General features: G+C 72.0%; 13 protein-coding genes. 6 read left to right on the top strand and 7 right to left on the bottom strand.

Annotated elements, in window-relative coordinates; all coding sequences use genetic code 11:
• Positions 1-11: 11 nt before the first annotated feature.
• On the top strand, positions 12-863 hold the full coding sequence (locus AC5L36_RS04370; RefSeq protein ID WP_441214038.1) for a helix-turn-helix transcriptional regulator: 852 nt from the start codon (positions 12-14) through the stop codon (positions 861-863).
• Here AC5L36_RS04370 and AC5L36_RS04375 read toward each other — a convergent pair.
• Both AC5L36_RS04375 and AC5L36_RS04380 read right to left on the bottom strand, forming a co-directional pair.
• Entirely contained in the window at positions 860-1,537 is a 678-nt protein-coding gene (locus AC5L36_RS04375) for a potassium channel family protein (protein WP_441214039.1), read from the bottom strand. The two genes, AC5L36_RS04370 and AC5L36_RS04375, sit on opposite strands and share 4 nt — an antisense overlap.
• Positions 1,530-2,867, bottom strand: a complete 1,338-nt coding sequence (locus tag AC5L36_RS04380) for a TrkH family potassium uptake protein (protein ID WP_441214040.1) — start codon at positions 2,865-2,867, stop codon at positions 1,530-1,532. The genes AC5L36_RS04375 and AC5L36_RS04380 overlap by 8 nt, the downstream gene beginning before the upstream one ends.
• Positions 2,868-2,974: 107 nt before the next feature.
• Here AC5L36_RS04380 and AC5L36_RS04385 point away from each other — a divergent pair, with 107 nt between their 5' ends.
• Positions 2,975-4,027, top strand: coding sequence for a glycerophosphodiester phosphodiesterase (locus tag AC5L36_RS04385; protein ID WP_441214478.1), 1,053 nt, complete (start codon positions 2,975-2,977; stop codon positions 4,025-4,027).
• Positions 4,028-4,037: 10 nt separating this feature from the next.
• Here AC5L36_RS04385 and AC5L36_RS04390 read toward each other — a convergent pair whose 3' ends face one another.
• Entirely contained in the window at positions 4,038-4,982 is a 945-nt protein-coding gene (locus AC5L36_RS04390; RefSeq protein WP_441214041.1) for a hypothetical protein, read from the bottom strand.
• Between the two features lie 160 nt (positions 4,983-5,142).
• Between AC5L36_RS04390 and AC5L36_RS04395 the strand changes: the two genes are divergently transcribed.
• Positions 5,143-7,224 carry a RecQ family ATP-dependent DNA helicase gene (locus tag AC5L36_RS04395; RefSeq protein ID WP_441214042.1) on the top strand — a complete coding sequence of 694 codons (2,082 nt, stop codon included), beginning with the start codon at positions 5,143-5,145 and terminating at the stop codon, positions 7,222-7,224.
• 504 nt (positions 7,225-7,728) lie between these two features.
• On the opposite strand, the gene AC5L36_RS04400 is transcribed toward AC5L36_RS04395, so the two are convergent.
• Positions 7,729-8,670 carry a C40 family peptidase gene (locus AC5L36_RS04400; protein ID WP_441214043.1) on the bottom strand — a complete coding sequence of 314 codons (942 nt, stop codon included), beginning with the start codon at positions 8,668-8,670 and terminating at the stop codon, positions 7,729-7,731.
• 83 nt (positions 8,671-8,753) lie between these two features.
• On the opposite strand from AC5L36_RS04400, the gene AC5L36_RS04405 reads away from it, so the two are divergent.
• Positions 8,754-9,605, top strand: a complete 852-nt coding sequence (locus AC5L36_RS04405; RefSeq protein WP_441214044.1) for a DUF8832 domain-containing protein — start codon at positions 8,754-8,756, stop codon at positions 9,603-9,605.
• On the opposite strand, the gene AC5L36_RS04410 is transcribed toward AC5L36_RS04405, so the two are convergent.
• Entirely contained in the window at positions 9,589-10,731 is a 1,143-nt protein-coding gene (locus AC5L36_RS04410) for a class I SAM-dependent methyltransferase (protein ID WP_441214045.1), read from the bottom strand. The genes AC5L36_RS04405 and AC5L36_RS04410 overlap by 17 nt on opposite strands.
• A gap of 132 nt (positions 10,732-10,863) precedes the next feature.
• On the opposite strand from AC5L36_RS04410, the gene AC5L36_RS04415 reads away from it, so the two are divergent.
• Positions 10,864-11,682, top strand: a complete 819-nt coding sequence (locus AC5L36_RS04415; protein WP_441214046.1) for a hypothetical protein — start codon at positions 10,864-10,866, stop codon at positions 11,680-11,682.
• 118 nt (positions 11,683-11,800) lie between these two features.
• On the opposite strand, the gene AC5L36_RS04420 is transcribed toward AC5L36_RS04415, so the two are convergent.
• A complete protein-coding gene (locus tag AC5L36_RS04420) occupies positions 11,801-13,387 on the bottom strand; it encodes a DEAD/DEAH box helicase (RefSeq protein ID WP_441214047.1) in 1,587 nt (528 codons plus the stop codon).
• Positions 13,388-13,653: 266 nt separating this feature from the next.
• Here AC5L36_RS04420 and AC5L36_RS04425 point away from each other — a divergent pair, with 266 nt between their 5' ends.
• Entirely contained in the window at positions 13,654-14,331 is a 678-nt protein-coding gene (locus tag AC5L36_RS04425) for a ferritin-like fold-containing protein (RefSeq protein ID WP_441214049.1), read from the top strand.
• 4 nt (positions 14,332-14,335) lie between these two features.
• Here the strand turns inward: AC5L36_RS04425 and AC5L36_RS04430 are convergent, their stop codons facing one another.
• Positions 14,336-14,563 (bottom strand): DUF3107 domain-containing protein, encoded by a 228-nt coding sequence (locus tag AC5L36_RS04430; protein ID WP_441214050.1) that lies wholly within the window; start codon positions 14,561-14,563, stop codon positions 14,336-14,338.
• Positions 14,564-14,618 lie beyond the last annotated feature (55 nt).

Below are 14,618 nucleotides of genomic sequence, written 5' to 3' on the forward strand. Positions count from 1 at the left end.
TGATGGGGCGCATGGACCGCCGACAGCTCGCCGCCTTCCTGCGCAGCCGTCGCGCCGGTGTCCAGCCCGCGGACGTCGGCCTGCCCGCCGGCCCACGCCGCCGCACGCCCGGCCTGCGGCGCGAGGAGGTGGCCCGGCTGGCCGGCATCTCGGTCGACTACTACGCCAGGCTGGAGCAGGCCCGCGGCCCGCGCCCGTCGCGGCAGGTGCTCTCCGCGCTGGCCCGCGCGCTGCGGCTGTACGACGCCGAGCGCGCCCACCTCTACCACCTGGTCGGCGAGCAGCCCGCATCCCCGTCCGGCCCGAGCGCGGACGTGCCGGCCGGCGTGCTGCATCTGCTCAGCCGCCTCGACGACACACCCGCCTACGTCATCGACGTCAAGTACGAGATCCTCGCCTGGAACCCGATGGCCGCCGCCCTGCTCGGCGACCCCGACACCTGGCCGCCGGGCCGCCGCAACATGATCTGGAACATGTTCGGCGGCGACATCTCGCAGATCGCGCTCAACGACCCGGAGACCTCCGCCTTCGCCGACGAGTGCGTGGCCGAGCTACGCGCGGCGGCCGCGCAGTACCCGGACGACGCCGGCATCCACGGCCTGATCGCCCGGCTGCGGGCCGCGAGCCCCGAGTTCGTGCGCCGGTGGGAACTCTTGCAGGTCTGCGTGCGGCGCGGTACGACGCTCAAGCGGGTGAAGCATGCGGTGGTGGGGGAGCTCGAGCTGGAGTGCGAGACGCTGGAGGTCGCCGGCCACGGGCAGCGCCTGATCATCTACAGCGCCGCGCCGGGCAGCCGCACGGCCGAAGCGCTGAAGCTGCTCGCCGTCGTCGGCACCCAGTGGCCGGCCGACTCGGTCGGCTAGGTGGCGGCGGCGAAGCGCTGCACCTGCTCGGTCGTGCCGGCCACGATCAGCACCGCGTTGCGTGGCACGACCGTCTCCGGGGTGGCGTACACGAGGTCGGCGCCTTGGGCCTTCACGCCGACCACCGTCACGCCGTACCTGGTCCGCAGGCCGACGTCGGCCAGCGTGCGGCCCACGGCGTCACGCGGCGCCCGGGTCTTGGCAATCGCGAAGTCGTCGTCGAGCTCGATGAAGTCGAGCATGCGGCTGGTGATCAGGTGGGCCACCCGCTCGCCCATCGTGGCCTCGGGGTAGATGACGTGGTGGGCGCCGACCGAACGCAGGATCTTGCCGTGCTTGGCCGAGATCGCCTTCGCCCAGATGTCGTGGACACCGACCTCGGTCAGCGCCAGCACGGTCAGCACGCTCGCCTCGATGTCGGTGCCGATGCCGACCACCGCCCGGCCGAACTCGCTGATGCCGATCTGCCGCAGCACGTCTTCGTCGGTGGCGTCGGCCTGCACCACGTGGGTGAGGCGGTCGGACCACTGCTGCACCAGCTTGGTGTCCTCGTCGACGCCGAGCACCTCGTGGCCCAGCCGGGTCAGCGACTCGGCCACCTGGCCACCGAAGCGGCCCAGTCCGATCACCACCACGTTTTCGTCCGCGGTCGGCGCTTTTGTCTTCTCAGCCAACGATGGGTCGCTCCTCCGGGTATCGGTATTGCCGGTGGCGGGTGTTGAGCGCGAGCGCCGAGGCGACCGCGATCGGGCCCACCCGGCCGATGAACATCATCAGGATCAGCACGAGCTGGCCCGAGCCGGACAGCTGCGCGGTCAGGCCGACGGTGATGCCCGCGGTGCTGAACGCCGACATGACCTCGAAGAGCGCCCGGTCCAGCGGCACGCCCGAGGTGAGGGCGAGCAGCGCCAAGGTACCGCTGGCGACCGTGGCCACGCCGAGGAGGGCGACCGTCGTGGCCTGCCGCTGGGTCGACTCGGCGATGCGGCGGCGGCCGACCACGACGTCGCGTTCGCCGCGGACCTCGGTCCAGATCACGTACGCGAGCAGGAAGAACGTGGTGACTTTGATGCCGCCGGCGGTGCTCGCGCTGCCGCCGCCGATGAACATCAGGCCGGTGACGATCGTCGTGGTGTCGGCGTCCATCGCGCTGTAGTCGACGGTGTTGTAGCCGCCCGAGCGGGGGATCGTGCCCTGCACGAAGGCGGCGAGGATCTTCTCGGCCACGCCGAGCGGCCCGAGCGTGCCGGGGTTGCCCCACTCGAAGACAAGCACGGTGGCGAAGCCGACCACCAGCAACACCAGCGAACCCCACACGGTGATCCGGGTGTGCGTCGACCAGGCGGCCGGGCGGCGCAACTCGCGGGCGAACTCGTACAGCACGGGCACGCCGAGGCCGCCGACGATCACGCCCAGCGTCAGCGGTACGCAGATCCACCAGTCGCCGGCGAAGCCGAACAGGCCGTCGCTGCGCAGCGAGAAGCCGGAGTTGTTGAACGCCTGGATCGCGTTGAACACGCCCTCCCACAGGGCCGAGCCCAGCGGCACGTCGTAGGCCAGCCACAGCCGGGCGGTGAGGATCGCGGCGATCACCGCCTCGCTGGCGAACATGACGACGGCGGCGAGCACGAGCACCGTGCGTACCTCGCCCAGGGCCAGGCCGGCGCTGGTCTCCGCCCGCGCCATCAGCCGGCTGCGCAGGCCCAGCCGCTGCGAGACCAGCAGGCCCAGCAGCGTGGCCATGGTGGCGATGCCGTAGCCGCCGACCTGGGTGAGCACCATCAGCATCACGTGCCCGAAGTCCGACCAGTACGTCGCGGTGTCCACCGTCGACATCCCGGACGTGGTGATCGCGGAGGTGGCGTTGAAGAAGGCGGTCATGAAAGGCGCCCCGCCGCTCCCCGCGCGTGACACGGGGAGCATCAGCAGGACGGTGCCGATCGTGATCACGCACAGGAACGCGAGGGGCACGATCCGAGCGGGGTGCTGAAGGGTCCGGCGCATCAGGCATGTTCATATCACGGCTGATCAGTGGACAGTCTCTCTTCGTCCGGGGCGGCTTGACTCACGCCGTGCGAACCAAACTTCCAGTAGTGGTCCTGGCCGGCGCTATGCTGGCGGCCATCATTGCCGTACCTTCCGGCGCCGTCGCGCACCGCGACGAGGAGCCGACCGTCATCGGACACCGCGGGGCCAGCGGTTACCGCCCCGAGCACACGCTCGAGGCCTACCGGCTGGCGATCGCGACCGGAGCCGACTACATCGAGCCCGACCTTGTCTCCACCAAGGACGGTGTGCTCGTGGCCCGCCACGAAAACGAGATCTCGGGTACCACCGACGTGTCCGTCAGGCCGGAGTTCGCCGGTCGCAGGGCGACCAAGACGATCGACGGCGTGTCGGTGACCGGGTGGTTCACCGAAGACTTCACGCTCGCCGAGCTCAAGACGCTGCGCGCCAAGGAGCGGCTGCCGCAGGTGCGCCCCACCAACACCGCGTTCGACGGCAAGTTCGAGGTGCCGACGTTCCAGGAGGTCATCGACCTGGCCCGTACGCAGAGCCGCAAGCTCGGCCGCACGATCGGCGTGTACCCGGAGACCAAGCACCCGACCTACTTCCAGAACATCGGGCTGCCGCTGGAGGAGCCGCTGGTCAAGGTCCTCCAGCGCAACCGGCTCACGGAGAAGAAGGACGCGGTCATCATCCAGTCCTTCGAGACCGCCAACCTCCGCAAGCTCGACAAGCTGATCGACGTCAAGCTGGCCCAGCTGCTCAGCTCGTCCGGCAAGCCCTATGACTTCATGGTGGCGGGCGACCCGCGCACGTACGCCGACCTGGCCAAGGCCGACGGCCTGAAGTGGATCAGCCGGTACGCCGACGGCGTGGGCGTGGAGAAGAACCTCATCGTGCCGCGCGACGCCACCGGCAAGCTCCTGGCCCCGACCACGCTGATCCGCGACGCGCACCGCCACGGCCTGATCGTGCACGCGTGGACGTTCCGGGCGGAAAACCAGTTCCTGCCGGCCGACTTCCGGATCGGCACCGACCCGAACGCGCGCGGTGACATCTTCGCCGAGTTCGCGCTCTTCTACGGGCTCGGCCTGGACGGCGTGTTCAGCGACCACCCGGACACGGCCGTTGCCGCCCGGGTGGGTTTCACGAAGTAGAGATCTTCTTCTAGGGTGCCGCCGGCCGCGTCGGGCCGGCGGCATCTCTGTCCTCGGTGAGCATGGCCAGCTCCGCGCCCACGCCCGGCGGGAGCGTGGCGGTCGGCGCCTCGTCCGCGGTCGGCACCGGCGCCCGGCGCAGCCGCCACAGCACGCCCATCAACAGCATCGCCGAGAGGGCGAAGACGATGCTCGCGGTGAGCAGGGTCGTGGAGAGCGGGTGCGTCTCGGCGGCGGGCTTGAGCGGCGGCCGGGCCACGGGCGGCGCGCCGGCGCCGTCGATCGGTGGCGGCGCCTGCTCCTGGGCCGGCGGGGCGCCGGTCGTCTCGTCGGCGGCCGGGCTTTCGGTGACGGGCGGCGGCGGTGTGGTCCGCGGCGGCGGCTGCGACGTGCGCACGGCGTCGACCACCACGGTCGTCGCGCGTGCGCTGTCGAGCAGCTTTCCGTTGACCGCGTGCGCCGAGACGACGAGCTCGGCCCGCCCCAGCGGCGTCCCGTCCAGGAACGCGATCCGGTAGCTGGCCGCCGCCTCGGTTTCCGCGCCGCAGATCAGCTTCGAGTCGATGAGCGGGTCGACCGCCTCGACCGTGCCGGCGACCGCGGAGGTGTCGCGGAGCGCCAGCGCCTGACCGGACACCACCCGCTCCACCCGCACGTGCTCGGCGGCCAGGCCACCGAGCCGCACGGTGATCGTGCGCCGGGTCTGCGTGCAGCCCTTTTCGGAGCGGCTCACCACGAGGTCGAACCGGGCGGGCGCGCCACCGGCGGTGACCGTGCGGGCCGGCCCGCGCAGCTCGACCAGGCAGCACTTCTGCTTGGCCGCCGGCACGTTCTTCGCCGTGGTGGCGGCGGGTTTCTCCTTGGTGGCGGCGAAGGTGGGCACGGTCAGCGCCAGCCCGGCAAGCCCGAGACCCACCACGGCGGCCTGTATCGCAAGACGTCGTCCGGCCTTCACCACGCCCACGCTAGGCGCCACCCGGCGTGTCCGGAAAGGACGCATATTCGCGTCTTCTGCTGATCAAAGTCGGCGATCTTGCGCAGAGTAGTGAACCGATAACTCCTTGATCGGCGTGCGCCGGGCGGACGTTGTCGGGCGTTGCTGATAGGAAGGGGCGATGCGCGAAAGAGCCGAAGCCGTCCTCCGGCGCCTGGCCGGCGACCACGCCAAGCTCCGCGACGACCAGTGGCGGGCGATCGAGGCGCTGGTCGCGGGGCGGCGGCGGGTGCTGTGCGTGCAGCGCACCGGGTGGGGCAAGTCCGCAGTGTACTTCGTGGCCACCGCGCTGCTCAGACAGGACGCCACCGCCGGGCCGACGGTCATCGTCTCGCCGCTGCTGGCGCTCATGCGTAACCAGGTCGAGGCCGCCGCCCGCGCCGGCATCCACGCCCGCACGATCAACTCGGCCAACCTCGACGAGTGGGATCAGATCACCGACGAGATCCAGGCCGGCGCGGTCGACGTGCTGCTGATCAGCCCCGAGCGGCTCAACAACCCCGACTTCCGCGACACCGTGCTGCCCCGGCTGGCGGCCACCACCGGCCTGCTCGTCGTCGACGAGGCCCACTGCGTCTCCGACTGGGGGCACGACTTCCGGCCCGACTACCGGCGGCTGCGCACGTTCCTGGCCGGCCTGCCCGAGCGCACGCCGGTGCTGGCCACCACCGCGACCGCCAACGCCCGGGTCACCGCCGACGTCGCCGACCAGCTCGGCGACGCGCTCGTGCTGCGCGGGCCGCTCGACCGCGACTCGCTTCGCCTGGCCGTGCTCGACCTCGCCACGCCGGCACACCGGCTCGCCTGGCTCGCCGACCACCTCGACCAGCTCCCCGGCTCCGGCATCATCTACACGCTCACGGTGGCCGCGGCGGGGGAGACGGCCGAGTTCCTCCGCTCGCGCGGTTACCCCGTCGCCTCGTACACCGGGCAGTCCGACGACGCCGACCGCCGCTCGGCCGAGCAAGACCTGCTGGACAACAAGGTGAAGGCGCTGGTCGCCACGTCCGCGCTGGGCATGGGCTTCGACAAGCCCGACCTGGGCTTCGTGGTCCACCTCGGCGCGCCACCCTCGCCGATCGCGTACTACCAGCAGGTGGGCCGCGCCGGCCGGGCGGTCGAGCAGGCCGAGGTGTTGCTGCTGCCCGGGCCCGAAGACGCGGCCATCTGGCGCTACTTCGCCTCGCTCGCGTTCCCACCCGAAGACCAGGTGCGCACCGTGCTGGCCGCCCTCTCCACCGACCGTCCACTGTCGACGCCCGCGCTGGAGCCGATCGTCGACCTGCGGCGCACCCGGCTGGAGCTGATGCTCAAGGTGCTCGACGTCGACGGCGCGGTCCGCCGGGTGCGCGGCGGCTGGCTGGCGACCGGCGACCCGTGGACGTACGACGCGGCCCGGCTGCGCCGCGTGGCCGACGCGCGCACCGCCGAGCAGAGCTCGATGCGCGAGTACACGGCGACCGGCGACTGCCGGATGGAGTTCCTGCGCAAGTGCCTCGACGACCCCGGCGCCGTCCCCTGTGGACGGTGTGACAACTGCACCGGTCCGCGATACCAGGCGGCGGTCTCCGACGCCGCGATGAAGGCGGCACAGGCGTTTCTCGGGCGGGCCGGCATCGAGATCACGCCCAAAAAGCTGTGGCCGACCGGCCTGGAGCAGGTCGGCGTGCCCCTACGCGGCAAGATCCCACCGGCCGAGCAGGCGGCGAGCGGCCGCGCGGTCGGCCGCCTCTCCGACCTCGGCTGGGGCTCCCGGCTGCGCACCGTCGCCGGCCCGGACGCGCCCGACGCCCCGCTACCGGCCGACGTCGCGGGCGCGGTCGTGGAGGTGCTCAAGACCTGGGCGCGCGGCGACGACCCGTGGCCGGCACGCCCGGTCGGCATCATCGCCATCGGCTCGCGCCGCCATCCCCAGCTCGTCCGCGGCCTCGCCGACCACATCGCGACCGTCGGCCGCCTGCCGCTGCTTGGCGTGCTGCCACCCGCCGGCGACAGCGGCGGTGCCCGGGGCAACAGCGCCCAGCGGGTGCGCACCCTCTACGGCGAGTTCACCCCACCGGACGATCTGTCCACCCTGGACGGTCCCGTGCTGCTCGTCGACGACCTGGTCGACTCCGGCTGGACGATGACGATGGCCGCCCGCCAGCTCCGCCTCGCCGGCGCCCCACTCGTCCTTCCCCTGGCCCTGGCGGCAAGCGGCTAGGGCCTCTAGAGACTCGGGCTGACGCGGTGGCGCGCTGGCACCGGCAAAGGCGTGCGCGCTCCATCGTCGTGGTGTTGCTTCAAGGCAGGTTTCCCACGTCCGTGTCAGCGGCGGACCGTATGCTCCCGCGGGCACCGTTCCCGGCCGGCGGCTCGCAGCGCTCGCCGAGATCCCCGGCCGTCCACTGCCGGCTCCGCGGGACAAGCCCCCAAGCGTCTACCTCCGCCCTCCTGACGCAGCGTGACCAGCGCCGGGTTCGGGACTTCGAGATCTAGAAGATTTACGGTCGATATGGCGCTCTAACTCTCCTGGATCTCGAATCTCGCGCCGCTCACACCGCCGCGGCGGTTACTCGCGGCGACGAAACCCCCGTTGCCCTGGATCGCCGGTGTGATCGCGACCAACAGCGGACGGGTGAGGCCGCGGGAGCAGCGGTCCGGACCACGACGGACATCGCGGTAGCTCGAATCTCTGTCTAAATAGGGGTTCAGGGCCGAAGCCGTCCTAGCCGGGGCGGCCGAAGCTGTGCACGGGCTGGTAGTCGACGTTGTCGACGCGGACCGGCTCGCCGTGTTGCGGGGCGTGGATTATCTTGCCGCCGCCCACGTACATGCCGACGTGCCGCACGTTGCGGTAGTAGAAGACGAGGTCGCCGGGGCGTAGCTCGGAGCGGCTCACCCGGTGCACCGATCCCTGCTGCCGCCGCGCGTTGTGTGGCAGGGCGACGCCGGCGCGGCCCCAGGCGGCCGAGGTGAGGCCGGAGCAGTCGTAGGCGTCCGGGCCCTCGGCGCCGTACCGGTAGCGCTTGCCCAGCTGGGCGTACGCGAACCGCACCGCCGCGCCGGCCTGCCCGGCCGAAAACACCGGCTTGAAGCCGCGGATGCCGGTCGACGGGCGGTAGCCGCTGTGCTCGCGCAGCCGTTCCAGCTGGGCGATGTCCTGCTCGATCTGCTTGCGGCGGTTGGCCAGCTGGTGCTGCTGCGCCTCCTGCTGGGCGGCGAGCGTGTCGAGCGCGCGGCGGCTGTCGGCGAACCGGGCCCGTGCGGTGTTCAGCTTGCCGACCGCGGCGCGCTGCTGTGCCGCCAGCCGGTCGAGCACGAGCAGGCGGTCGGCGAAGTCTTCGGGCGAGGTCGAGGTGATCACGGCGAGCGCGGGGCCGGCGCCGCTGTTGCGGTACTCGATCGCCGCGATCATGCCGATCCTTGTCTGCTGGGCAGCCAGTGCGCGTTCCAACGGGCGGGTGCGCGCGGCGAGCGCGGCCTGCTTGCTGCGGGTGAGGCGCAGGTCGTCGCGGGCCTCGTTGTAGTCCTCGATCACCTGCTCGAGGCGTTCGGCGGCGGCGTACAGCTTGCCGTCCAGCTGGTCACCCCGTGGATCGGCGGCCGCCGGCTGGGCCACGAAGATCGCCGGGACGAGGACCGCGAACAGGACGAGAGATCGGAACACGAAGTCATCAACGAGCTATATCTGGCAAAAGCGACGGAACACGCCAGAGGCATTGGATCACATCGAACCGCCATACTGGGTCGGTGAGGAACAGCCGCATCCCGTTCATCGTCGCCGGGCTGGTGATCGCGCTGATCGGCGGCTTCGGTCTGGGGCGGCTGACCGGCGGCGACACGGCCCGCCCGACGGCGGCTGTCGCGGCGCCGACCACCACCACCAGCGCGCACACGCATTCGACTGGCGGCGGCGGGAGCGGTGCCGCCGCGGGCGGCCTGGAGATCAGCGCGAGTGGGTTCTCGCTGGTGCCCGAGGCCACCACCTTCACCGCCGGCAAGCGCGCCGAGCTCGCCTTCCAGATCGTCGACAGCGGGCGGCGCCCGGTCACCAACTTCGCGATCGTGCACGAAAAGCCGCTGCACATGATCGTGGTGCGCCGCGACCTCACCGGCTACCAGCACGTGCACCCCACGATGGCGCCGGACGGCCGCTGGAGCGTGCCGCTCACCCTGGGCGAGCCGGGTGTCTGGCGGGCGTACGCGGACTTCACCGCCAACGGCACGGCCGCCACCCTCGGCACCGACCTTGTGGTGCGCGGAGACTACGCCCCTCGGGCGCTGCCACCCGCCGCCAGCACGACGACCGTCGACGGCTTCACCGTCAGCTACCAGGGCACCCCGCGCACCGGCTCCACCCAGCCGATGCTCTTCACCGTCGCGCCGGGCGCGCGGCTGGAGCGGTACCTCGGCGCGTTCGGCCATCTCGTGGTGCTGCGCGAGGGCGACCTCGGCTACGTGCACGTCCACCCCGAGCCCGAGCTGGTCGGCGGGGCGGTGAAGTTCTGGCTGGCGGTGCCGAGCCCGGGCCGCTACCGGATGTACTTCGACTTCCAGGTCGCCGGGAAGGTGCACACCGCCGAGCTCACGATGGTGGTGTGAGCAGGCGCTGCAACGCCGGCGTCACGCCCCACCCGGCCGCCATCCGCGTGTACTCCTCCCGCTGCGCCTCGGTCGGCGGCGCGTCCGTGCGCCGCGCGCGCAGCAGCAGGTTGCGCGGCGTGTGGCGGGAGTCGACGAACTCCACCACCTCGACCTTGTAGCCGTGCAGGCGCAGCAGGCCCGCCCGCAGCGCGTCGGTGAGGACGTCCGCGAAGCGCTCACGCAGGATGCCCTGCCGGGTGAGCAGCGGGAACGGCTCGGCAGCGGCCCGACCGCGCAACTGGGCGGCGATGTCGTGGTGGCAGCACGGCGCGGCGAGCACCCACCGCGCCTCCCACCGGACCGCGCGGGCCAGCGCCTCGTCGGTCGCGGTGTCGCAGGCGTGCAGCGCCAGCACCAGGTCGGGCCGCGTGGCGACCGGCGCGTCGGCGATCGTGCCGGCCACGAACCGCACCCGGTCGGCGCAGCCCAGCCGCTCGGCCAGCTCGGTGTTGCGGCGGCGCTGGTCTTCGCGCACGTCGACACCGACCACCTCCACGTCGACGCCCCGACCGGCCAGGTAGCGGTAGGCGGCGAAGGTGAGGTAGGCGTTGCCACAGCCCAGATCGACCACCCGCAGCCGCTCGGGCAGGGGCGTGACGGACGCGGCGAGCGCGCGCAGAAACGCGTCGACCTGGCGCCGCTTGGCCGCGTTGCCGCCGATCGCGTCGAAGAGGGGGTCGCCCGGGTCGAGCAGGTACTCCTTCTCGCGGTCGTGCGCGGCCGGCTCGGCGGAGCGCTCGGCCGCGGCCCGGTGCACCTGGGCCTCGCCCTTCTTGGTCACCCGCAGCTGCACGGTGGCGTCGGCGGTCTCCACGTGCCAGTTGCCGAACGGCTCGGCCAGCAGCGCGTCGACCGCCGCCCCGGCCTCCGGGCCGGGTGCGACGTTGCGGGTGTGCGGGCGGGCGCCGTCGTTGGTCACGATCTGGAGCCGGGTGCCGCCCTTGAGGGTGACCGGGCGCACCTCCGCGCGAACGACCGAGGGCGCCTGCCCCCGCCGCCGGCCAGCGGCGACGGCCCGGGTGAGCCCCGGGTCCAGCAGCAGCGCCCGCACCTCGGCGAGCGCGTCGTCGAGCGGGCGCACCATGGTTAACAAGCCTATCTGTTGATCTTCGATTGAACCCTTGGGAGCACTCCCACCGTAATCACGGTCGAAGCGGATGGCACCAGCCGTCGGACGGCGCTTCTCCACTACGGCACCAGCAGGAGAGTCACGCGCATGTCCAGGAGCAGAGAGATCAGCCGTCGCTGGAAGATCGCCATCACCGCCGGTGTGGCGGCCGCCCTCTTCGGCACGGGTATCGGCGTCGCGGCGGCCGGCGGCGAGTCCGCCGCCCCGACCGTCGACTGCCCCACCGTGGGCGACAAGCTGTCCGGCGTCCCGGCGTCAGCGCAGGCCGAGGTGTCGCGAAACCTCGCCCTGCTCAACACACAGATCGAAGAGGCCAACCGCCGGCTGGTCACCAGCCAGGGCGAGGGCGGCCCCAACTTCATCCAGAACGCGATCCTCGGTCCGCTCAAGGACAAGCGTGCCGCCACGATCGACCGCATCGCGATCTCGATCGGCCGCAAGGGCACCCGGCCGCAGGGCCTGGAGTCGCTGGCCACCTGCACGCTCGCCACGGGCGGCGGCGGTGGCGCGGCTGAGGACCCGAACGCGCCCGGCGAGGAGCCACCGGCCGAAGAGCCGCCCGCGGAGCAGCCGCCGGCCGAAGAGCCGCCCGCGGAGGAGCCGCCGGCCGGTGACGTCGGCACGATCACCTGCCCGGACGTGGCAAGCCAGCTCCCGGCCGTACCGGCCGGCGCGAAGGCCGAGGTGGACCGCAACCTCGCGCAGCTGGACAACCAGATCGCCGAGGCGCAGGCGCGCCTGGAGAGCACGGTGGGCCAGGGCGGCCCGAACTTCGTGCAGAACGCGATCATCGGACCGCTGGAGGACAAGCGGGTGGCCGCGATCAACCGGATCGCCACCGCCATCGGCCGGATCAACGCGCGTCCCGTGGGTCTCGACGCGCTGGCTCCCTGCACGGTCAGCTGACCCACGGCTCCCCGGTGTGACCCGCAGCTCACCGGGGTCGGGCCCCTTCGCTCCGGCGAAGGGGCCCTCTTATGTGGTCACTAGTGCGGTGCCGCACCTGCACGGGCGCCGGCGAAGCCTACGCCTCGGCGTCGCCTGAGCCACCGCTGCGGCGACGGCGACGGCGGCGCGGCTTGGTAGCGGTCGGAGACTCTCCGGCCGCCTCGGTGGCGGTGGCCGCGGCCTCCTGCTCCGTGCCGGCGACGACCTCGCCAGCCCGGCGGCGCCGGCGCTGGCGGCGGGGGCCGCTCGGCTCAGCCGACTCGGTGGGCTCGGCGGCCGGCTCGCGCCCCTCACTGGTACCCGAGCGGGAGCGGGACCGGCCGCGGACGGGGGCCTGGCCGCGGCGGCGGGTGCTGCGTCCGCGTCCGCCCAGGTCTTCCTCGACCTCGGCCGACAGGCCGGCCCGGGTGCGCTCGGCGGTGGGCAGGGTGCCCGAGATATCGGTGGAGATGCCGAGATCGGTGTAGAGCCACGACGAGGTGTGGTAGGTCTCCGGCGGCTCGGGCATCTCCAGCCCCAGCGACTTGTCGATCAGCCGCCACCGGGGCATGTCTTCCCAGTCGACGAACGTCACGGCCACGCCGCTCGCGCCGGCCCGGCCGGTGCGCCCGATGCGGTGGGTGTACGCGTCCTGGTCTTCCGGACAGTCATAGTTGATCACGTGGGTGACGCCGGAGACGTCCAGGCCCCGGGCGGCGACGTCGGTGGCGACGAGGGCGTCGATCTTGCCGGCGCGGAAGGCCCGCAGCGCCCGCTCACGCGCGCCCTGGCCGAGGTCGCCGTGTACGGCGGCGGCCGCGAAGCCGCGGAAGTCGAGGTCTTCGGCGACCCGGTCGGCGGCCCGCTTGGTGCGCGTGAAGATCATGGTGAGCCCTCGCCCCTCCGACTGGAGGATGCGGGAGAGCACCTCGATCTTGTTCATCGGGTGGGTGCGGTAGGCCACCTGCTTGGTCAGCGGCGACGCGCCCGTCTCGACGCTGTGACCAGCGTGGATCGCCACCGGGTGGCGCAGGAAGCGCCGGGACAGCGTGACGATCGGATCGGGCATCGTGGCCGAGAAGAGCATGGTCTGGCGGTCTTCGGGCAGCATCGCCAGGATCTTCTCGACGTCGTCGAGGAAGCCCAGGTCGAGCATGCGGTCGGCCTCGTCGAGCACGAGCGCGTGCACGCGGTCGAGGCGGAGCTTTTTTTGCTTGGTCAGGTCGAGCAGGCGGCCGGGCGTGCCGACCAGGATCTCCACGCCCGCGCGGAGCGCCTCGACCTGCGGCTCGTACGCCACGCCGCCGTAGATCGGCAGCACCCGCACGCCCCGGGTGCGCCCGGCGGCGGCGATGTCCTTGGCCACCTGGAGGCCCAGCTCGCGGGTGGGCACGACGACAAGTGCCTGCGGCAGGCCGTCGCTGCCCTCGCCGGGCGCGAAGACCCGCTCCAGCAGCGGCACGCCGAAGCCCAGCGTCTTACCGGTGCCGGTCGGTGCCTGGCCGATCAGGTCGGAGCCACGCAGCGCGATCGGCAGCGTGTACTCCTGGATGGCGAACGCCCTGGTGATGCCCACATTTGACAGCGCCTCGACCGTCTCCGGGCGGACGCCCAGATCGGCGAAGGTGGGGCTGTCGGGGCGGACCGGGGCTCGGGTGATTGTTTCTTCTTCGATCTCGCTCATGGAGTTTTAGGGGTGCCCTCTCGTGGTGCGCCCCGTTTTGTCCTAGGGCGCTCAATCGGTCTGGCGCGGGCCACGCGCGATCGCGGTGGTCGATGCGATCGCGGGCCGCACGCGCGTCGCTGGCAGGGTCAAACGATCTCTGGCCAGCGGCAACTTGCGCAATGCTACCTGACGTGGGCGAACCGTGCTCAGATTGTGGCCGCGAAGGCCGCGTAGGGGTGACCGCTCCCGGCGCGGGGGCGGGCCTGTGCGGGTAACCTGCGGACGTGACAGAAGTCTCCAAAGGCGTGTCCGAGGTGTCTCAGCCGGCCACCGCCGTCGTCGAGCTGCTCGGCATGGTGGCCTACGCCGAGCTGCTGGCCTTCGACCGGATGGCGGCCGACGCCCGGCTGGCTCCTGACCTGCGCCGCCGCGCGGTGCTCAGCCAGATGGCCGCCGTGGAGATCGTCAACTACCGCCGCCTCGCCACGCGCCTCACCGAGCACGGCGCCGACCCGGACGCGGCGATGACGCCGTATGTCGCGGCGCTTCAGGAGTACCACGAGCTGACCGAGCCGAAGGACTGGCTGGAGGCGCTCACCAAGGCGTACGTGTGGGACGGCATCGCCGACGACTTCTTCCGCGAGGTGGCCGCGTTTCTCACGCCGGAAGACCGTGACCTGGTGCTGGATGTGCTGCACGACTCGCAGTACACCGACTTCGCCGCGGGGGAGATCAGGGCCGCCATCGCCGCCGACCCCAAGGTGGCCAACAGGCTCTCGATGTGGGCCCGCCGCCTGGTCGGGGAGGGGCTCACCCAGGCGCAGCGGATGGCCGGGGAACGGATCGCGCTCACCATCCTGATCGTGGAGGGCTCCGGGGACCAGGCCGGCGTGCAGGCACTCCTGAAGCGGCTGACCGCGGCGCATACCGCGCGTATGGCCGCGGTCGGCCTCAACAACTAGCGCGTCAGCGGGCGGTGAACCCGACCGCGCGCGGCGACGCTTCGGCGATCTCGACATACGCCACCTTGGACACCGGCACGATGATCCGCCGGCCTTTTTCGTCCTGTAGCGCCAGCACTCCGCTGTCGGACTCGATCGCCTCGGTCACGATCTTTTCCACGTCGGTCGGCGTCTGCGCGCTCTCGATGACGAGCTCGCGCGCGGCGTACTGCACGCCGATCTTGACCTCCACGTGACCCTCCTCTGTCCCGGCGGAAGCTCCGCCGGTGCAACGGTATCCGACCCCC

The sequence above is a fragment of the Phytohabitans sp. LZ39 genome (genome assembly GCF_059359075.1).